Genomic DNA, 19,491 nt, shown 5'->3' on the forward strand with positions numbered 1-19,491 from the left:
AAATCCCTGTCGAATTCCGGCCAGCGTGGTTTAACGGGGCGCCTGAGATCAAGATCACAAGCAGATCAAGAGCGGCTCGCTTCGCATCGTGGTTACCGTCTGCTGCTACCGCCTACAAAGTTACGTAGATACCTATGCCTGCTTATGTTTACCACAGCGGCTATATGACTCATCCTTCCTGGCCCGACATGAGGAATAGCGTTATGCCCACCCTGCATCTGCTCTGCGGCAAGATCGCATCCGGTAAGTCCACACTCGCCAAAACCCTGGCCGCCGAGCAGGGGGCCATCGTGCTCAGCGAAGACCAGTGGCTGGCCAATCTCTATCCCGGCGAAATCCAGAGCATTGCCGACTACCTGCGCTGTGCCCTGCGGGTTCGTGGGGTACTTGAGCCGCTGGTGATCGATCTGTTGGCGTGCGGCGTCAATGTGGTGCTGGATTTTCCGGCCAATACCCTCGCCAATCGTCAATGGTTACTCGGCCTGGCCCAGGCAGCCAAGGTGCCGCACTGCCTGCATTACCTGAAGCTGGACGATGCCACCTGTCGTGCGCGCCTGCATGCGCGTAACGCCCGGGGTGAGCATGATTTTGCCGCCACCGATACCGAGTTTGACCTGATCACTCGCCATTTCAGTGTGCCGAGTGAAGAGGAAGGGTTGGTGATTGAGGTGCATCACCCGTGACCACCCAAAAACCTGCTGGTATCGATGCCGACGGCTATATCCTCAACGTCGCCGATGGGCCTATACAACCCGAGTTCCAGCGCCTGCTGACGGACATTTGCGCTACCTTGTCCCGGCCGGAGCTCGGGCTGCACGGGATTTACCTGTATGGCAGCATCGCACGGGGCGAAGCTGAGATCGGGATGTCTGATCTTGACCTTTCCCTGATACTGGTGGAACCACCGAATGCGCCGGTGCTTGAACAATTGGAGTCGGCCCGACTCGCTTTGGAGCAACGGCATCCGAGCGTCACCAAGATCGACTTCGACATCGGCCACCGCGCCCAGGTGTTGGCGCCCGAAAACCGAAACAGTTGGGGCTTCTGGCTCAAACATCATTGCCGCTGTCTCTGGGGCGAAGACCTGTCACTGCACGTCGAACCGTTTCGCCCGTCCCGCGCCATCGCCCTGGCGGTCAATGGTGATTTTGAACAGGCGCTCACGACTTACCTGGTGCGCATTGAACAGGCCAGCCCTGAACACACGCGGCTTGGCCTGCAGCGGGAAGCATCACGGGCCTTGATCCGCGCCACCCACATCCTGCGAGCGGAAGATGCGCAAACCTGGCCGCAAACCCTGGAAGACTACGTCGGGCTGTTTGTTCATCATTACCCGACCATGCGCGTGCAAATCGCCTACTTCCTGTTTGAAGCACGCAACCCGAGCGCCGAGTGCGAGGCATTTACGACACGCCTACGGGCGTTTCTGAGCTGGATGGTTTCGGCTTTTATAGAAAGGAATCAATCAGATGCGTGAACGCAAAGCCGCACGATTACTGGTCATAAACCCTGCGCAGCAAGTGTTGCTGTTTCGCTTCGTGCATAAAGACGGCGCCCTGGCCGGCCAGGATTACTGGGCCACGCCGGGCGGTGGCGTGGAGGCCGGGGAGAGCTTCCACAGCGCCGCGATTCGTGAGTTGCGCGAAGAGACTGGGATCACGGTGAGCAGCGTCGGGGAATGTGTAGCAGAGCGCGACGTGACCTTGATGCTGCCCTGCGGCGAAACGGTGCTGGCGGTTGAGCGGTACTTCGTTGTGCATGCGCCCAGCGAGGCGTTATCCAGGGCCGAGTGGACGCTACAGGAGACCCAAGTGATGGCGGATCATCGCTGGTGGTCGGCAGAAGCGTTGCGCGCCACGAGCGATACGGTATGGCCGCAGGCGTTACCGCAAATGCTGGAGGATGCCGGGGTGTTTTAACCGTCCAGGCCGGCAAGCGGTCGCCATCGTGCGTTTGCCCTGATGCATGTCTGCATTGCTCATTAATGACTGGCCAGGATTTCACTCGTTTGGAACACCCTTGCATAGTCCATCGCCAAGTTACTGAGCGACAGTGCATGCACATCCTCTGCGGCCCACAGCCGCCCCGACAAGTCGGTTTGATCGAAGGTAAAACACGCATCCGCCGCCACGATCACGTCGAACCCCAGGTTGCCGCCCGAGCGTGCGGTGGATTCCACTGAATTGTTGGTGATGACCCCGACGATTACCAACTGCTGGATCGAGCGCAGGTGCAGCCAGCGCTCCAGGCCCGTGGCGCTGAACGCATCTGGTACGTTTTTTTCAACCACATGCTCCTGGGCCAGGGGGTGCAGCGCATCCTGGAACTCACAGCCGGGCTGGCCTGGCCGGAACACTGAAGCGGCAGAGCGGGAGATATGCCGCACATGAATGATCGGGCGTTGCGCCTGGCGCCAGGCATTGAGCAATTGCTGTATGCGCAGCTCGGCGTCTGGGTTGTTGCGGCGGCCAAGGGTGGGATCGGCCATGCCTTTTTGCATATCGATGATCAACAATGCGGCGTTAGTCGCTATCGGTTCCATGGCCTGTCCTGGCAGAGGTGAACATTATCTAACTGGTTGGAAGTTAGCACCGATCGGCAGCCCATACGCAAATCCCTGAGACTTCCCGGCGAAACGCTTCATAATGGCGGCCAATTTGTTTAGCTCGTTATTCTGGTGTGCCCGCATGGAAATTAAGGTCAACTTTCTCGACAACCTTCGGCTTGAAGCCAAGTTCGATGACTTCACGGTCATTGCCGACCAGCCCATCCGCTACAAGGGCGATGGTTCGGCACCGGGGCCATTCGACTACTTCCTGGCTTCGTCGGCGTTGTGTGCGGCGTACTTTGTGAAGTTGTACTGCCAGACGCGCAATATTCCCACCGAGAATATTCGCCTGTCGCAGAACAACATCGTCGACCCGGAAAACCGCTACAACCAGATTTTCAAGATTCAGGTCGAATTGCCCGCAGACATCTCCGACAAGGACCGCCAAGGCATCCTGCGTTCCATCGACCGCTGCACCGTGAAGAAGGTGGTGCAGGCCGGGCCGGAATTCGTGATTGAGGAAGTCGACAACCTCGACGCCGATGCCCAGGCGTTGTTGATGCCCAACTCCACGTCCGCAGCGGGCACCTACATTGCCGGCAAGGACCTGCCGCTGGAGCAGACCATCGCCAACATGTCGGCGATTCTCGCGGGCCTGGGCATGAAGATCGAGATTGCCTCGTGGCGCAATATCGTGCCCAACGTGTGGTCGCTGCATATCCGCGACGCCCATTCGCCGATGTGCTTTACCAACGGCAAAGGCGCGACAAAAGAGGGCGCGTTGGCGTCGGCGCTGGGTGAGTTCATCGAGCGCCTGAACTGCAACTTCTTTTACAACGACCAGTTCTGGGGTGAGGATCTGGCCAACGCGCCGTTCGTGCATTACCCGGACGAGCGTTGGTTCCAGCCGGGCCCCAACGATGAGCTGCCGAGTGAAATCCTCGATGCCTACTGCCTGAAAGTCTACAACCGCGAGGGCGAGCTGCGCGGTTCACACCTGTTCGACACCAACTCCGGCAACGAAGCCCGTGGCATTGTCTCCCTGCCGTTCGTGCGTCAGTCCGATGGCGAGGTGGTGTATTTTCCGTCCAACCTGATCGAAAACCTCTACCTGAGCAACGGCATGAGCGCGGGTAACACCTTGGCCGAAGCCCAGGTACAGTGCCTATCGGAGATTTTCGAGCGGGCGGTGAAGCGCGAAATCATCGAAGGCGAATTTGCCCTGCCGGACGTACCGGCCGAAGTGCTGGCCAAGTACCCGGGCATCCTGGCGGGTATCGAAGGCCTGGAAGCCCAGGGCTTTCCGGTGCTGGTCAAGGATGCCTCCCTGGGCGGTGAATTCCCGGTGATGTGCGTGACTTTGATGAACCCGCGCACCGGCGGCGTGTTCGCCTCGTTCGGCGCGCACCCGAGCCTGGAAGTGGCGCTGGAACGCAGCCTCACCGAGCTGCTGCAAGGCCGTAGCTTCGAAGGCTTGAACGACCTCCCGCAGCCGACCTTCGAAGGCCAGGCGGTCACCGAACCTAACAACTTCGTCGAGCACTTTATCGATTCCAGCGGCGTGGTGTCGTGGCGCTTCTTCAGTGCTCAGTCGGATTATGAATTCGTCGAGTGGGACTTCTCCGGCCAGGGCGAAGACTCCAACGCCCAGGAAGCCGCCACGCTGTTCGGCATCCTCGAAGGCATGGGCAAAGAGTCGTACATGGCGGTGTATGAGCACTTGGGCGCTACCGCCTGCCGCATCCTGGTGCCGGACTACTCGGAAATCTACCCGGTGGATGACCTGATCTGGGACAACACCAACAAGGCGCTGTTTTTCCGCGAAGACATCCTCAACCTGCACCGCCTCAGCGAGGATGAGCTGCAGGCGTTGGTCGAGCGTCTGATAGAAAGCGAACTGGACGACTACACCGATATCACTACGCTGATTGGCATTGAGTTCGATGACAACACCGCGTGGGGCCAGTTGACCATCCTGGAGCTGAAACTGCTGATATTCCTGGCGCTGAAGCAGTATGAAGAGGCCAAGGAATGCGTAGAGATGTTCCTGCAGTACAACGACAACACCGTTGAGCGCGGCCTGTTTTACCAGGCGATGAACGCGGTGCTGGAGATGGAACTGGATGAGGACCTGGAACTGGCTGACTACGAGGCCAACTTCCGGCGCATGTTTGGCAACGAGCGCATGGACGCGGTGATCGGCTCGGTCGACGGCAGTGTGCGCTTTTATGGGCTCACGCCGACGAGCATGAAGCTGGAAGGCCTGGACCGGCATTTACGCTTGATCGATAGCTACAAGAAGCTGCATGCGGCGCGGGCCAACATTACCCAAGCCTGATACACACTGATCGTTCCCACGCTCTGCGTGGGAATGCAGCCAGGGACGCTCTGCGTTCCCAAGCGTGACGCAGAGCGTCACCGAATGCGTTCCCACGCAGAGCGTGGGAACGATCATGGCGGTTAAATGTGGGTCAAGGCCTGAGCCAGATCGGCGCGCAAATCCTCCACATCCTCAACCCCCACCGACAACCGCACCAGCCCATCGCCAATCCCCAATTGCGCTCGCGTCGCCGCCGGGATGCTGGCATGGGTCATGATCGCCGGGTGCTCGATCAGGCTTTCCACGCCCCCCAGGCTCTCGGCCAGGGCGAAGATCTTCACGTTTTCCAGAAAGCGCGTCGCGCCGGCCAGGTCGCTGTTCAAGTCCACTGAAATCATCCCGCCAAAGCCGCGCATTTGCTGCTTGGCCAGGTCGTGCTGTGGGTGGGATTGCAAGCCCGGGTAGTGAACCCGCGACACTTGTGGCTGTTGTTCCAGCCAGGTGGCCAGGTCCAGGGCATTGCTGCAATGGCGCTCCATGCGCAGCGCCAGGGTTTTTACCCCGCGCAGGGTCAGGAAGGCATCGAACGGCCCGGCGATGGCGCCGATGGAGTTTTGCAGGAAGCCCAGGCGTTCGGCCAATTCAGCGTTATCACCGACAACAGCGATACCACCGATCACATCAGAATGCCCATTGAGGTATTTGGTGGTGGAGTGCACCACGATGTCGAAGCCCAACTCCAGCGGGCGCTGGATCCAGGGGCTGGCAAAGGTATTGTCGGCCACGCAGATAATCCCGCGGGCACGGCAGATGCGGGCCACGGCGCGCAGGTCGGTCAGGCTCAGCAGCGGGTTGCTTGGGGTTTCGACCCAGACCATGCGCGTGTCGTCCTGCAATGACGCTTCAAACGCCGACAAGTCGCTGAGGTCGACATAGCTGAAACGGTGCCCGGCACTGCGCTGGCGCACTTTGTCGAACAGCCGGAAAGTGCCGCCGTACAGGTCATTGCCCGAGACGATATGCGCGCCAGCATCCAGCAGTTCGAGCACGGTGGAGATCGCCGCCAGCCCCGAGGCAAATGCAAATGCCTGGCTGCCGCCTTCAAGGTCGGCCACGCAGCGTTCCAGGGCGAAACGCGTGGGGTTATGGGAGCGGCCATAGTCAAACCCCTTGTGCACGCCGGGGCTGTCTTGCAGGTAGGTGGAGTTGGCGTAGATCGGCGGCATCAGCGCGCCCGTGGTCGGGTCGGGTGACTGCCCGGCGTGGATCACACGGGTGGCAAACGCGCTTTTATCGGGCTGGCTCATGCAAGGGATCTCCGTAGGTGGTTAAGCAGGTCGACGCGGGTGATCAGGCCATGAAAGCCTGCGGCGTCGGCAATGATGGCGACCAGGCCGCGATCCAGTTCAGCCTGCAGTTCGGCCAGGCTGGCGTTGGGGGCCAGGGTGTGCAGGGTGTTGGTCATGGCGCTGGCGACGGTCATGGAAAAATCTGCGGCGTCGTGGTGCAGGCCCAGCAGGATGTCGGACTCGTCGATGACGCCCACCAGGGTCTGGCCATCGACCAGCACCGGCAGTTGCGACACGTCCGCCAGGCGCATGCGCTGGAAGGCGGTGAGCAGGGTGTCGTCGGGGCTTACGCTGATCACGCGGCCGTCTTCGAAGCGGCGCGCGATCAGATCGCGCAGGTCGCCGTAGTGTTTGTACTGCAACAGGCCCGCGTCGTTCATCCACTGGTCGTTGTAAACCTTGGACAGATAGCGCGTACCGGTGTCGCAAACAAAGGTCACCACGCGCTTGGGCTCGGTTTGCTCGCGGCAGTAGCGCAAGGCCGCGGCGAGCAGGGTGCCGGTGGATGAGCCGCCGAGGATGCCTTCGGCCTTTAGCAGTTGGCGGGCGTGGTCGAAGCTGTCGGCATCGCTGATGGAGTAGGCGTGGCGCACGCTGGACAGGTCGGCGATCGAGGGGATGAAGTCCTCGCCTATCCCTTCCACGGCCCAGGAACCGGGAGTTTCCAGGGTGCGGCTGCGGCTGTATTCGGCCATTACCGAACCGACCGGGTCGGCCAGCACCATGGCCAGTTCGGGTTGCACGCGCTTGAAGAAACGCGTGAGGCCGGTGAGGGTGCCGGCCGAGCCGACGCCCACCACAATCGCGTCCACGTCGTGCTGGGTCTGCGCCCAGATCTCCGGCGCGGTGCTGGTCTCGTGGGCCAAGGGGTTGGCCGGGTTATTGAACTGGTCGGCGAAGAACGAGCCTGGAATATCTTTGGCCAAGCGTGCCGCCACGTCCTGGTAATACTCGGGATGGCCCTTGCCCACATCGGAGCGGGTGATATGCACCTCGGCGCCCATGGCCTTGAGGTGCAGCACCTTTTCCGTGGACATCTTGTCGGGCACCACCAACACCACCCGGTAACCCTTGGCCCGGCCCACCAGCGCCAGGCCCAGGCCGGTATTGCCGGCGGTGGCTTCAATGATGGTACCGCCCGGGCGCAAGCGACCGTCGCGTTCAGCGGCGTCGATCATCGCCAGGCCGATGCGGTCCTTGATGGAACCACCGGGGTTTTGCGATTCAAGCTTGAGAAACAGCGTGCAGGGGCCGGTATCGAAGCGGCTGACCTTGACCAGCGGGGTGTTGCCGATCAGTTCAAGTACGGCAGGGCGTGAAGGCGTGGGCATGTCGTCTCCTGGTTACGGGATGGACGTAGGGCGGGGGGCAGCAAAAAAACAGCATGGCTTGGAACATAGGCCGGTATCGCCCGTGTCGCAACCGGGCGTCCGTTGTATGACTTTTTTTGCCGCATGGGAGAGGGCGCGCAATCCAGATGTGGGAGCTGGCTTGCCTGCGATGGCGGTGGTGCAGTTGGCATTTGCGCTGCCTGACCCACCGCCATCGCGGCCTCGCTAGGGCTCGAGCGCTCCCACCGTTCAGTTCCCGGCAATGGCGGCTTCGATGGCAGCGATGTCGATCTTGGTCATGGTCATCATCGCTTCAAATGCACGCTTGGCGACGGCAGGATCTTTACTGGTAACCGCATCGACCAACACCCGCGGCGAGATCTGCCACGACAGCCCCCACTTGTCCTTGCACCAACCGCAAGCGCTCGCCTGCCCACCGTTGTCGATGATGGCATGCCACAACCGGTCGGTTTCCTCCTGATCCTCGGTAGACACCTGAAAGGAAAACGCCTCACTGTGCTTGAACAGGGGGCCGCCATTGAGGCCCACGCAGGGGATACCCAGTACGGTGAATTCCACAGTCAACTCATCACCCTGCTTGCCGGATGGGTAGTCGCCAGGCGCACGGTGTACGGCCTTTACTTCGCTGTTGGGGAAGGTCTGCGCGTAGAAGGTCGCTGCCTCCAGGGCATCGCCGTTGTACCAGAGGCAAATCGTATTCTTGTTGTTCATCGCAAGGCTCCTCGGGTTGAAAGGTGCATGAAGTCTAGACGAACAACCTGCAACGCTACTCAGGCTTGCACCGCCTCCCGGCCAGCGCGTGCGTCGGCCCGCCGCGAACGCCAGCTCAGCCCCAATACCATCAGCAAGCCCAGGCCCGCCATCAGTGCGCCTGCCAGGGAAATGGCCGGGTAGCCCAGCCCGGCATTGATCACCGCGCCACCCAATGCCGCACCAATCGCATTGCCAAAATTGAACGCACCGATGTTCATCGCCGAAGCCAGGTTAGGCGCGTCTTTGGCGGCCTCCATCACCCGCATCTGCAGCGGCGGCACCAGGGCAAAGCTGGCAGCGCCCCACAGCAGGATCGACAACGCGGCGGGCAGCGGCCATTGCATAAGCACCGAAAAGGCCAACAGCACGGCAATCAACACCACCAGCGAGATGATCAAAGTGCGGTCCACTGAGCGGTCCGCAGATTTGCCACCCCACACATTGCCCAGGGTGAGCCCGATTCCGAACAGCACCAGCATCCCGGTGACGAAGTTGGTCGAAGCATGGGTGACATCCCGCAGAATCGGCGCGATGTAGGTGAATACCGTAAACATCGCACTCGAGCCCACCACGGTCAGGGCCAGCGCCGCCAGCACCGGCCCGCGCCCCAGCACACGGATTTCCGCCATCAGGCCGCCACCCTTGGGCGCGGGAGTATTGGGCAGGGCCCGCCACAGCGCCGCCATGACCACCGCGCCAAGCCCACTGATGCCCCAGAACGCAGTACGCCAACCAAAATTTTCGCCAAACCAGGTCGCCAGGGGCACGCCGCCAATAGTTGCCAGGGTCAGCCCCATGAACATCGCCGCCACAGCCCCCGCGCGCTTCTCGGGCGCCACCAGGCTTGCGGCCACAATTGAGCCAATCCCAAAGAACGCTCCGTGATTGAGCGACGTCACCAGCCTGGCGATCATCAGCGTCTGGTAGTTGCTGGCCAACGCCGACAGCAAATTACCCAGGGTAAAAATCGCCATCAGCCCGATCAGCAGATAACGGCGGGGCACCCTGGCCGTCGCCAGGGTCATGATCGGCGCGCCAATCAACACGCCCATGGCGTAGGCGCTTACCAACAGCCCCGCAGCGGGAATGGAGACATCAAGATCAGCGGCGATACCGGGCAACATGCCCATAGGGGCAAACTCTGTGACCCCGATGCCAAAGGCACCGACGGACAATGCTACAAGGGGGGGATTGATACGCATGGGTGACTCCTCATCTGTGAGTCAAATGCTACAATCCTGCCTTTTGCAGCAGTAGCCCTTGGTTGGGAACTACAGCTTTGCGCAGGAGGCACAAATGGACATCGGCGGGCGTTCGGGAGAGATGGAAGTGTTCACCATGGTCGCCGAGCACGGCAGCCTGTCGGGCGCGGCCAGGGCGTTGGGGCTGACCCCATCGGCCATCAGCCGCATCATCACCCGCACCGAACAGCGCATCGGCACCCGCCTGCTACTGCGCACCACCCGCGCCATCACCTTCACCGCCGAAGGCGAAGCCTACCTGCGCGGCGCCCGACGCATCCTCGCCGACATGGCCGAAGTCGAAGACGCCATCACCGACCAGGGCGCCCCACGCGGACGCCTGCGCGTCAGCGCCGCACTGGCCCACGGCCGCATGACCATCGTCCCCCTGATCGCCGCCTTCAGCGCCCGCTATCCCGCCATCGTCGTCGACCTGATGCTCGGCGACGAAGTCGTGGACATCCTCGGCGGCCAAGCCGACGTTGCCATCCGCTTCGGCCCCCTCGCCGACAGCCCCCTGACCGCTCGCCTTATCGGCTCTACCGGGCAGGTTATCGTTGCTTCACCGGAGTACCTGGCACGGCATGGCACCCCCGTGACGCCGCAGGATTTACTGCAACACAACTGCCTGCGCTTCAACTTCCGTAGGGCGGCGCCGGATTGGCCGTTTCGGGTGGAGGGGCGGGAGTTTTCGTTGAAGGTGGCGGGGACGATTGAGGGGAATAGTGGTGAGGCATTGGCGCAGTTGGCGAAGCTGGGGGCGGGGGTGGCGAGAATAGGGGCGTTTAGTGTGGTGGAGGAGGTGAGGCGGGGGGAGTTGGTGGTGTTGCTGGAGGAATTTAATCCTGGGGATGTGGAACCGATTCATGCGGTGTTTGTGGGGGGAGGGGCGATGCCGGCGCGGGTTAGGGCGTTTGTGGATTTTTTGGTTGAGAGGTGTGGGGGTTGAGGGGCGGGATTTTTGGGGAGGAGGGGGCTGACCGGCGGATTTCGGCCCAACGCTGCCCCTCACCACGGGCCACAATCGGCCAAAACGAAACGACCTTGAAAACTCCATGAGTCTTAAAATTTGAACAACTAATTTTTGGCTAGTCATTTTTTCTCCTACCGAAATAAGCGCTTGAGAAATTAGCCAGATACCAGTAAGTCAGCGCAAACCCATACCCCAAAAATATAGATATCCCAGTGGAATAGATCACTTGAATGAACGTTGACTCATAGATGCACATCCTCGTGCAATTGGGCTCGGTCGGAGGCGTAAAGGTAAAGAAAAATAGTCCAACGCAAATCATCACCACTCCTGGTAATGCTTTCAGATGACGCCTCCACCCGGTAAGTGAACCAACATACATTTCCTGGTAGGGCTTCCATCGCGCGATAAGAAAGGCGTAATAAAAGCTAAACATCCATGCCAGTAAAAATATTAATTGTGTGGCTTGAGGAAATGACGATTTTTCGGACCAAACGTTAATCGACGAAATAGTGGCTCCGGCGATCGTGGCAAGCTCCGCCACCCATTGAACCCCCATAACGTCCCCACTGTATCCTCCAAAAACTATTACAGACGTGAACAATAATGGAACCCAAACCATCCACCTTTGGTAAAAAGCATCTCGGGCAATTTCCCGTACAAGCTTCGATGTTGATGGATTATGCATACGCCCTCCTTGGCCGCCTTATCAATGTTCTCGGTCGTCGCGTAGGTGTTCGTTCATTTCGCTGCCAAAAGCGCAAGGGCAGAGAGGTTAATGCTAGCCTGTGCCTGGGCAACGAGTGCGGACATTCTTATGAGAGGGTATTTCAGCAGACACTGTATTTGAAAATTCGACGAGCGCTGTAAACACGACAGTGGCAGAAAAACCCTTTTCATTTTCCAGCTCCATCACAAAGAAAAAAGTATTTCTTCAGCGTAGTTTCCTCCCGAAGGTAGCGCCACTTCGTGACCCCTATACGGCGGGTGGTTTGAGCGCGACGGGACTTTGAATACCCTCGTTGAGCAAGCACGAATCATGCAGGCTTTTTAGGGGCCACGATGGACCGCTTTTGGCCGTTTGCAGCCAATGAGTCAACGCAAGGTTGTAACTGGCACGGATGGACCAAAGCTCATACACCGCCCACTCGCGTTTTCGTTCCAGCCTGCCCGCAAGCGCATTGCCTTGACCTCCTTACCTGTTCCACCTTGTTCATGACCTTTTCCCACACTGTCGCGTGTTTTAAGCTTGCTGAAACGTTTCATCGAGTTTATAAATCGCAAACAACTCCAATAAAGGCCACCGCCATGACCCCACTAAAACTCCTCGTTGCCCTCAGCGCATTCTCTGCCGCCTCCCACGCCATGGCCTGGGATTACGTGCTGCTGGACACCGACAAAGCCGCCCAGAACTGGCAGGTCACCAGCCAGCAACTCGGCATCCAAACCGATAAGCCCTTCAGCGTTACCCTGCGCACCCTGCACGGTGGTCGGCAGGAGGGCGTGAGCATCGTCGATATCGATAACGGCACGATGAAGCTCTCGGTAGTGCCGACACGTGGCATGAACGTGTTGCAGGCGTCGGTCGGCGATGTGCGCATGGGCTGGGATTCGCCGGTCAAGGAAGTGGTGAATCCGTCCTTTATCGAACTCAATGGCCGTGGTGGTCTGGGTTGGCTGGAAGGTTTCAATGAGCTGGTTACTCGCTGCGGCTACGAATGGGTCGGGCACCCTGGTATCGACAACGGTGAGCTGCTGACCCTGCACGGTCGGGCCGCGAATATTCCTGCGAATAAAGTCACCCTGCATATCGATGAAAAGCCGCCGTACGCCATCACCCTGCGCGGCGAGCTGAAAGAGCAGGCGTTCAAGAAGGTCGATTTTTCTGTTGCGACCGAACTGGTCACCGAGCCCGGCAGTGTGGTGTTCGCTCTCAACGACACGCTGACCAACAATGGCGATTATCCGAAGGAATATCAGGCGCTGTATCACAGTAACTTCAGCACCCCGTTCCTGGAGCAGGGCGCGCGTTTCGTTGCGCCGGTGAAGCAGGTGTCGCCGTTCAATGACAAGGCCAAGGGCGAACTGGCCGACTGGCAAACCTATCGCGCACCGACCAAGGACTATGACGAAACGGTTTACAACGTGGTGCCGTATGCCGATGCCAAGGGCGATACATTGACCGTGCTGCATAACAAGGCCGGCAGCCTGGGGGTTTCGGTGGGTTTCAATACGCAGACACTGCCGGTGTTTTCGCTGTGGAAGAACACTGATACCCAAGGGCAGGGCTATGTCACGGGGTTGGAGCCGGGGACGAGTTTTTCCTATAACCGTCGTTATCAGCGGCCACTGAACCTGGTGCCTACGATCGGGGCGAAGGAACATAAGCAGTTCCGTATCAGCTACAGCTTGTTGGCGGATAAGGCGGCTGTTGAAAAGGCCTTGAAGCAGGTCAGCGAGATTCAGGGTGGGCGGGAGACTGAGGTGCGGCAGACGCCTTTGGTGGATCTGACCAAGGAGTGACATGGGCTGGAGCCTTCGCGCGGGCCCCGGCGTTCTTCATCGACGCCGGAACCCGCGCCCTGCAACTGTCATCGATGGGCATGCATACTGAAATAACCGTGTTTCAGGAGCCTATCCGTGATTCGCAGAGCATTACCCGCCGACGCAAAGGCCATTGCCCAGGTGCATATCAGCAGTTGGCAAGACGCCTACCGTGACCTGATGCCCGCCCAGTTCTTGAGCGGATTGCAAGTAACGCTTGCTCGGCGCGAAGCCCATTGGGCTCGCTCGCTTGCCTCGGGTGAGTCAACGGTATGGGTCGCCGAGGTGGGCCAGCAGATTGTCGGCTGGATATCCGTTGGCGCCAGCCGTGACGAAGACGCCGTGCAGGCCAATGCAGGTGAGGTCATGGCCATCTACGTGCTCGCCGAGCATTGGCACTCCGGCGTCGGGCTGGCCTTGTGGAATGCCGGCCTGCAAGACCTGTTGGCGCAAGGCTATGAGCGTTTAACGCTGTGGGTCTTGGCCGGTAATGAACGGGCTATTCGATTTTATCGCCGGGCGGGGTGTGTCGAGGAGGCCGGGACAGAGCGCCATCTTGAGAGGGGCGGTGTGGCGCTGGTGGAGGTGAGGTATGGTTTGCCGTTGAGATAGCATAGGTATCTACGCAACTTGGGCATCAGTTGAATCGTCGTCGGCTGCCCGGCCGCCTTCGCGAGCAAGCCCGCTCCCACATTGGTCATGCATTGCCGTCAAAATCAGTGCCTGGCACAGATCCCCTGTGGGAGCGGGCTTGCCCGCGAAGGCGATGTGTCAGTCACTGAATTTTCAACTGAACCACCGTCATCGCAGGCAAGCCAGCTCCCACATTTGATCGCGGGGCACAGCTCGATCGGCGTCGGCTGCCAGGGGCGCTCCCACCGCGGTTACGCCCTGCGCGCAGTCAACAATACCGCCGCGGCCGCTGACAACAAACCTGCGCAGCAGCGATTGAACAGGCGCTTGCCCTTCGGCTCGGCAAACCAGCGACGCATATGCAGGCCCATATAGGCGTAGGCACTGATGGCGACCCATTCCAGGGCCAGGAACATCACACCCAGCAGGGCAAATTGCGCGGTGATGGGTTGGCCGGGCACCACGAATTGTGGCAGGAAGGCGGTGAAAATCAGGATCGCTTTGGGGTTGCCCGCCGCCACCAGAAACTCCTGCCGCGCCAAGGCCCACAGGCCCACCTTCCTCGTTGCGGTGTTCACCGGCTGCTGCGGGTCTGCGCGCCATAGCTGATACGCCAGGTAAAACAGATACGCCGCGCCGAGAATCTTGATCCCGTAGAACAACAACTCCGAGGTTTGCAGTACCACCGCCAAGCCAGCGGATGCGAGGGCGATCATGCCGGCGAAGGCCAGCAGGCGGCCGAGACCGGCGAGGCAGGAGGTGCGGTAGCCATAGCGGGTAGCGTTGCTCACGGATAGCAGGTTATTGGGGCCGGGGGCCATATTCAGGGCGAAGCAGGCGGGGAGGAAGAGGGCGAGGGTGGCGAGGTCCATGGCGGCTCCGGGTTGGCAGGTCGGGGAGTCTTGAGGATAAACAGATGAAGCGCGGTTTAACACTCCGTGGCCGGGCTTCTGGCCCCGCGAGCGCTTCAGGTGTCCGGATTGGATGAACGCTTGGCCTCAGGGGTTGCGGCAAATAACCGATCGGCGATTTGCCGGCCCCGTTCCAAGCCTTCCTGCGTCAGCCAAATGGACTTGTTTTTGTTCACCGGATTACTGATAAAACCTTGCTCGTGAAGCCGGTTCATTATTTGAAAGTCGTGGCCTTTCCATGAGTTGCCGTTATCAAAGCTGAAGGTGGTCAGCAGGGCAAGTACGACTTCCTCAATCAGTTTTTCGTCGTATTCCATAATGGGTACTCCGCTTGGATTACACAGACCCTGTCGAGCCTCGGGGCCTTGCGGTTCAAGAATGCATGCAGTCACGTACTTGAGCGATTGCAAAAGCTTTTTTAGCCGACTTGCCGACACCTATCAATAACCCTCAAGTTTTTAACAAAGGTTTACACCGGTCACTGCGTCTATTCGGTATGTTTTTCAGTGACTTGCACAACTTGGTAGAACGTCGATGCAGTTCCTTGAACACCCACTGGACCCGCAGCTCATCAACATCCGCCGGCTGTTTCCAAGCCCATTGGCCAGCATTCAGTTTCCCGACGCGAAAAGGCTGAATACTGAGCTCAAGGCCCAGATTGCCCAGCGCATGGCAGACGACGTTTACGGCACGCAGCGCAGCAATGCCGGAGGTTGGCAGTCGGCCGGTGATTTTGCGCAGTGGGGCGGGGAGGCCTGTGAAGCCCTGGTGAGGTTTGCCACGCAGTTCGCCACCCAAATGACCGTCGTGCACAGCGAGCAATATGGGTTCATCGAGCCCGGCTTCGAGTGGAAGGTCAACGCCTGGGTCAACGTGAATGAGGCGGGCCACAGCAATGCACTTCACGGCCACCCTGGGGCGTTTTGGTCCGGTGTTTATTGGGTCGATGCCGGTGGCCGCGAGGATGACCCGGCGGTGGGCGGCGACCTGGAGTTCCTGGACCCGCGCGGCATGGTGGCTTCGACCTATAACCCGGCCCTGCGCATGCGAGTAGAAGACTGCCTGACTGCTGGGTTCAGCAGCACCTGCGCCGCCGCCACGGGCACATTCGTGATGTTTCCGTCGTGGTTGATGCATTCGGTACGCCGCTTTGAAGGCACACGGCCGCGAATCTCCATTGCCTTCAATTTTGGTGCCTGAACGCTCAAGTCAGCGATGCAACACTCCACACCGCTAACTCATACCCATCCGGATCGGTGAAGTGGAACCGGCTGCCACCGGGAAACGAAAACGTCTGGCGGGTTATCACCGCACCCAGCTGTTGAAGCCGCTGCTGCACACTGTCCAAGTTATCTGCGTACTTTTCATTCACCGATAGGGCCTTTGTGATTAGGCAATATCTCTGGACACTGCATCCAGCCAAGGTGTGCTTATCTTTGTCGAGGGTCACTCTAGAATGGCGGCGTACTTCTCCCAATTAAAGGAATGTTGTCATGCCTAATCATTCAATCAACGGCAAGGTTGCACTGATCGCGGGTGGTGCGAAGAACCTCGGAGGGTTGATCGCCCGCGATCTGGCCAAGCATGGCGCCAAGGCTGTGGTCGTGCACTACAACAGCGCCTCCAGCCAGGCTGACGCGAACACAACCGTTGCCGCAATCGAGGCGCTAGGCGCGAAGGCTGTCGCTTTGCAAGCGGACTTGACCACGGCGGGGGCGATGGAAAAACTCTTCAATGATGCCGTCGCGGCAGTTGGCAGGCCGGACATCGCGATCAATACCGTGGGCAAGGTGCTGAAAAAGCCAATGGCTGAAATCACGGAGGCGGAGTACGACGAGATGATGGCCGTCAATTCCAAGACTGCGTTCTTTTTTATCAAGGAAGCCGGCAAGCACCTCAATGACAATGGCAAGATCTGCACTATCGTCACTTCATTGCTGGGCGCTTTCACCCCCTTCTACGCGGCGTATGCCGGCAGCAAGGCTCCGGTAGAGCAATTCACGCGGGCGGCGGCGAAGGAGCTGGGCGTTCGAGGTATTTCGGTCACGGCAGTAGGGCCGGGGCCGATGGACACGCCGTTCTTCTACCCGGCCGAAGGTGAGGATGCGGTCAGTTACCACAAGACGGCTGCCGCGCTGTCGCCGTTCTCGCGCACGGGCCTGACAGATATCGAGGATGTGGTCCCGTTCATCTGTAACCTGGTGAGTGACGGCTGGTGGGTGACTGGCCAGACAATTTTGATCAATGGCGGCTACACCACCAAGTAAACGGTCAACGCGCAGGCGCAGACGTGGTGAGCGCCGATCGATCCGTGCCCCCCGAGCATTGAGAGCCCATGGATAGAATCGAACAGTACCGCGTCTTCGTTCAGGTCGCAGAGCTTGGCAGTTTCATACAAGCGGCACGGCTGATGAGGCTGCCACGCGCGAGCGTGTCGGCCGCCATTCAACAGCTGGAGGCCAATGCTGGCACTCGACTGCTGCACCGGACAACCCGCAAGGTCTCCCTGACCGCCGATGGCACCCAGTTACTGCTGAAGGCGCGCCAGGTCTTGCTGGACATCGATGATATCGACCAACTGTTTAACCGCCATCAGGAACAGGTCATGGGCCGTCTGGAAGTGGACGTGCCCAGCCGCATAGCGCGGCGCCTGGTGATGCCTGCGTTGGCCGAGTTTCTCCACCGCTACCCTGGGCTCCAACTCGGCCTGGGCTCCACCGATCGCGCCATTGATCTGGTACAGGAAGGCGTTGACTGTGTCATTCGTTTTGGCACCCCGCAGAACAGCAGCCTGGTGGTGAAACCTTTGGGTAAGGTGTTGCTGGTCAATTGCGCGAGCCCCGCCTACTTGGCGGAATTCGGGGTGCCCACACAGCCTGGCGATTTGCAAAATCGGCATGTCTGTATCGGCTACAGCACGAGCGCAGGCGGTCAGGAAACGGCGTGGGAATATTGCGTCGATGGCACCGCGCAGGCTGTCATGATGCCGAGCCGCGTGGTGGTCAACAATGCCGAAAGCTATATCGCAGGATGCTGTGCAGGGCTTGGCTTGATTCAGGTGCCGTTGTTCGATGTTCAGCATTTATTGGACAGCGGCGAATTGGTTGAGGTGATGACGGCCTATCGGCCGGCCCCCATGTGCGTTTCAGCCCTGTACCCGACTCGCCGCCAACGCTCTCGTCGCCTTGGCGCGTTCATCGATTGGTTTGCCGCTTTGATGGCTCCGCATCTGGAACCTTGATGCACTCCAGCGGTATATCCACCTATACTCTTTGACTCGCCGTGTTTCGGATTGGGTTCAAGGATGAAACCTGCGCCCCAACGCATCCAGCCGCACCGCGATCGGTGGCAGGCGTTCGCTGCTGCGGGCGAGTGTCTCGACGTCGTCGGCGGTGTTCTGGGCGATGCTTTGCACCGACTGCAAGCGCTCGACGATCTCCAGGTTGGCCGAGGTCTGCTCGCGGGTGGTGGTGACGATGTGGCCGTTGAGTTGGTCGATGTGCGCGATGTCCTCGCCCACCGCCCGTAGCATGTCCACCGCCTCTTGGCTGTCTGCCACGCAGCGCTCTACGCCTTCGCGGCTGGCGTGCATGGCTTCGACGGCTTGGCGGCTGCCGTGTTGCAGGCCCTCGATGATGCTCTTGATTTCCTGGGTGGAGAGGGCGGTGCGCTGGGCCAGGCTGCGCACTTCATCGGCTACCACGGCAAAGCCACGGCCTTGCTCGCCGGCGCGGGCGGCCTCGATGGCGGCGTTGAGGGCCAGCAGGTTGGTCTGGTTGGCGATGCTGCTGATCACTTCCAGCACCGAGCCGATTTGCTCTGCCTGCACCGCCAGGGATTCCACGGTCGACTCCGTGCCGTTGATACGCGAAGCCAGTTGGCTGATTTCATGCTGGGCGCGGCCGACGCTTTCCTGGCCGCGCACAATCTGCTGGCTGGCCTGGCCTGCATGTTCCACTGCCTGTTCGACCTGCACCGTAATGTGGCCCATGGCGTCTTCCATGCGCTGCATCGAACCGGTCATTTCGCCGATCTGCGCCAGTTGATGCCGTGCGCCTTTTTCCAGGGTGCCGCTCGCGCTGGCCAGTTCCTGGCCGAGCTGGCCCAGGCCATGGGAGTCGCGGGCGACGCCGTCGATCAGATGGGTGAGTTGCTGCAGGAAGTGGTCGAACCGCTTGGCGAGGGATACGTGGGCCTTGCCTTCACCTTGGGCGGTTTCCACCGTGAACTGCGAGGTGACGGCGAGCATTTTCTCAAGCATTTCCTGGCTCTCCACCGCTTCGGCCTGGCTATGGACGGCCAGGTAGAGCAGGGCGACGGTCTCCATCACCACATAGAAGGCGTGGACGAACACCATCGTCCAGCCGCCGTGATGCTCCATCACAAACACCGGCAAGCCCTGGTGTTGCAAGGCATGGAACACCACGTGATGCACCGCGATGGTCAGTGCCGCCACCAGGATCGGCAGCCAGTCACGGTAGAAGGTCAGCACCGCCAACAGCGCGAAAATACCGAAGTGGGATTCGATCACCCCGTGTGCCTGGTTGATGTGCAACGCCGCCATCACCATCAAGCCGGCGCCCAGTGCACAGCGCATCACCCGGGTGCCGCCAATGACGCGATACAGCGCCGTGAGCACCACGCCGGTGCCGCCACCGACGATCACGGCCTGCATGAGGGTGTCGTGCCAGAACGCCAGGCCGAGGGAGAACAGGCACATCAGCCAGATCAATGCCAGCATGATGCGGTCGGCCTTGCGATAGTGCTCGAGAAAACGGACGGGCATTCACTCTTACTCCATGAGAGGGGGCGTCGAGGTCAAGCAAGCACGCGGTGTGCCATACAGGCGCGCCGCTGTGGAGTGAAGCAG

The 19,491-nt window shown here is 60.0% G+C and carries 18 protein-coding genes and 1 pseudogene; 10 read left to right on the top strand and 9 right to left on the bottom strand.

The window, feature by feature from the left end:
* Window positions 1–203 precede the first annotated feature (203 nt).
* Genes MHH62_RS02285 through MHH62_RS02295 form a run of 3 tightly spaced genes read left to right on the top strand, consistent with a single transcriptional unit; the run spans window position 204 to window position 1,919 of the window.
* Window positions 204–683: an ATP-binding protein gene (locus MHH62_RS02285; protein ID WP_339232369.1), complete on the top strand. Its 480-nt coding sequence runs from the start codon at window positions 204–206 to the stop codon at window positions 681–683.
* Complete coding sequence (locus MHH62_RS02290; RefSeq protein WP_339232370.1) at window positions 680–1,477, top strand: nucleotidyltransferase domain-containing protein; 798 nt, start codon at window positions 680–682, stop codon at window positions 1,475–1,477. The genes MHH62_RS02285 and MHH62_RS02290 overlap by 4 nt, the downstream gene beginning before the upstream one ends.
* Window positions 1,470–1,919, top strand: coding sequence for an NUDIX domain-containing protein (locus tag MHH62_RS02295; protein WP_014718634.1), 450 nt, complete (start codon window positions 1,470–1,472; stop codon window positions 1,917–1,919). Before MHH62_RS02290 ends, MHH62_RS02295 begins: the two co-directional genes overlap by 8 nt.
* A 62-nt stretch (window positions 1,920–1,981) precedes the next feature.
* Here the strand turns inward: MHH62_RS02295 and MHH62_RS02300 are convergent, their stop codons facing one another.
* Window positions 1,982–2,542: a cysteine hydrolase family protein gene (locus tag MHH62_RS02300; RefSeq protein WP_014718633.1), complete on the bottom strand. Its 561-nt coding sequence runs from the start codon at window positions 2,540–2,542 to the stop codon at window positions 1,982–1,984.
* A gap of 145 nt (window positions 2,543–2,687) precedes the next feature.
* Here MHH62_RS02300 and MHH62_RS02305 point away from each other — a divergent pair, with 145 nt between their 5' ends.
* Complete coding sequence (locus MHH62_RS02305; protein WP_020302291.1) at window positions 2,688–4,886, top strand: OsmC domain/YcaO domain-containing protein; 2,199 nt, start codon at window positions 2,688–2,690, stop codon at window positions 4,884–4,886.
* A gap of 122 nt (window positions 4,887–5,008) precedes the next feature.
* On the opposite strand, the gene MHH62_RS02310 is transcribed toward MHH62_RS02305, so the two are convergent.
* The 4 genes from MHH62_RS02310 to MHH62_RS02325 form a co-directional block, all read right to left on the bottom strand.
* Entirely contained in the window at window positions 5,009–6,175 is a 1,167-nt protein-coding gene (locus MHH62_RS02310; protein WP_339232371.1) for a cystathionine gamma-synthase, read from the bottom strand.
* A complete protein-coding gene (locus tag MHH62_RS02315) occupies window positions 6,172–7,548 on the bottom strand; it encodes a cystathionine beta-synthase (RefSeq protein WP_166405671.1) in 1,377 nt (458 codons plus the stop codon). The genes MHH62_RS02310 and MHH62_RS02315 overlap by 4 nt, the downstream gene beginning before the upstream one ends.
* 249 nt (window positions 7,549–7,797) lie before the next feature.
* Window positions 7,798–8,280: a VOC family protein gene (locus MHH62_RS02320; protein ID WP_073452359.1), complete on the bottom strand. Its 483-nt coding sequence runs from the start codon at window positions 8,278–8,280 to the stop codon at window positions 7,798–7,800.
* A 59-nt stretch (window positions 8,281–8,339) separates the two neighbouring features.
* A complete protein-coding gene (locus MHH62_RS02325) occupies window positions 8,340–9,524 on the bottom strand; it encodes an MFS transporter (protein WP_198833899.1) in 1,185 nt (394 codons plus the stop codon).
* Window positions 9,525–9,618: 94 nt separating this feature from the next.
* On the opposite strand from MHH62_RS02325, the gene MHH62_RS02330 reads away from it, so the two are divergent.
* The 3 genes from MHH62_RS02330 to MHH62_RS02340 all read left to right on the top strand — a co-directional run bounded on the left by MHH62_RS02330 (window position 9,619) and on the right by MHH62_RS02340 (window position 13,689).
* On the top strand, window positions 9,619–10,512 hold the full coding sequence (locus MHH62_RS02330) for a LysR family transcriptional regulator (protein ID WP_072434645.1): 894 nt from the start codon (window positions 9,619–9,621) through the stop codon (window positions 10,510–10,512).
* A gap of 1,329 nt (window positions 10,513–11,841) precedes the next feature.
* Window positions 11,842–13,056, top strand: a complete 1,215-nt coding sequence (locus MHH62_RS02335; RefSeq protein WP_198833082.1) for an aldose 1-epimerase family protein — start codon at window positions 11,842–11,844, stop codon at window positions 13,054–13,056.
* A 117-nt stretch (window positions 13,057–13,173) separates the two neighbouring features.
* Complete coding sequence (locus MHH62_RS02340) at window positions 13,174–13,689, top strand: GNAT family N-acetyltransferase (protein WP_020302301.1); 516 nt, start codon at window positions 13,174–13,176, stop codon at window positions 13,687–13,689.
* A 272-nt stretch (window positions 13,690–13,961) separates the two neighbouring features.
* Here MHH62_RS02340 and MHH62_RS02345 read toward each other — a convergent pair whose 3' ends face one another.
* Complete coding sequence (locus tag MHH62_RS02345; RefSeq protein WP_069868536.1) at window positions 13,962–14,582, bottom strand: LysE family translocator; 621 nt, start codon at window positions 14,580–14,582, stop codon at window positions 13,962–13,964.
* 95 nt (window positions 14,583–14,677) lie between these two features.
* Entirely contained in the window at window positions 14,678–14,938 is a 261-nt protein-coding gene (locus MHH62_RS02350) for a transposase (RefSeq protein WP_014718621.1), read from the bottom strand.
* Between the two features lie 217 nt (window positions 14,939–15,155).
* Between MHH62_RS02350 and MHH62_RS02355 the strand changes: the two genes are divergently transcribed.
* Window positions 15,156–15,821, top strand: coding sequence for a TIGR02466 family protein (locus MHH62_RS02355; protein ID WP_032902435.1), 666 nt, complete (start codon window positions 15,156–15,158; stop codon window positions 15,819–15,821).
* 4 nt (window positions 15,822–15,825) lie between these two features.
* On the opposite strand, the pseudogene MHH62_RS02360 reads toward MHH62_RS02355, so the two are convergent.
* Window positions 15,826–15,981 (bottom strand): annotated as a pseudogene (locus MHH62_RS02360) (VOC family protein); the annotation flags it as partial.
* A 133-nt stretch (window positions 15,982–16,114) separates the two neighbouring features.
* Between MHH62_RS02360 and MHH62_RS02365 the strand changes: the two are divergent.
* Window positions 16,115–16,888, top strand: a complete 774-nt coding sequence (locus MHH62_RS02365; protein ID WP_339232374.1) for an SDR family oxidoreductase — start codon at window positions 16,115–16,117, stop codon at window positions 16,886–16,888.
* A 68-nt stretch (window positions 16,889–16,956) separates the two neighbouring features.
* Window positions 16,957–17,862, top strand: a complete 906-nt coding sequence (locus MHH62_RS02370) for a LysR family transcriptional regulator (protein WP_060767730.1) — start codon at window positions 16,957–16,959, stop codon at window positions 17,860–17,862.
* 57 nt (window positions 17,863–17,919) lie between these two features.
* Here MHH62_RS02370 and MHH62_RS02375 read toward each other — a convergent pair whose 3' ends face one another.
* Complete coding sequence (locus MHH62_RS02375) at window positions 17,920–19,407, bottom strand: methyl-accepting chemotaxis protein (protein WP_103451624.1); 1,488 nt, start codon at window positions 19,405–19,407, stop codon at window positions 17,920–17,922.
* Window positions 19,408–19,491: the final 84 nt, after the last annotated feature.

Source organism: Pseudomonas sp. FSL L8-0168, assembly GCF_037976155.1.
Lineage (GTDB): Bacteria > Pseudomonadota > Gammaproteobacteria > Pseudomonadales > Pseudomonadaceae > Aquipseudomonas > Aquipseudomonas paracarnis.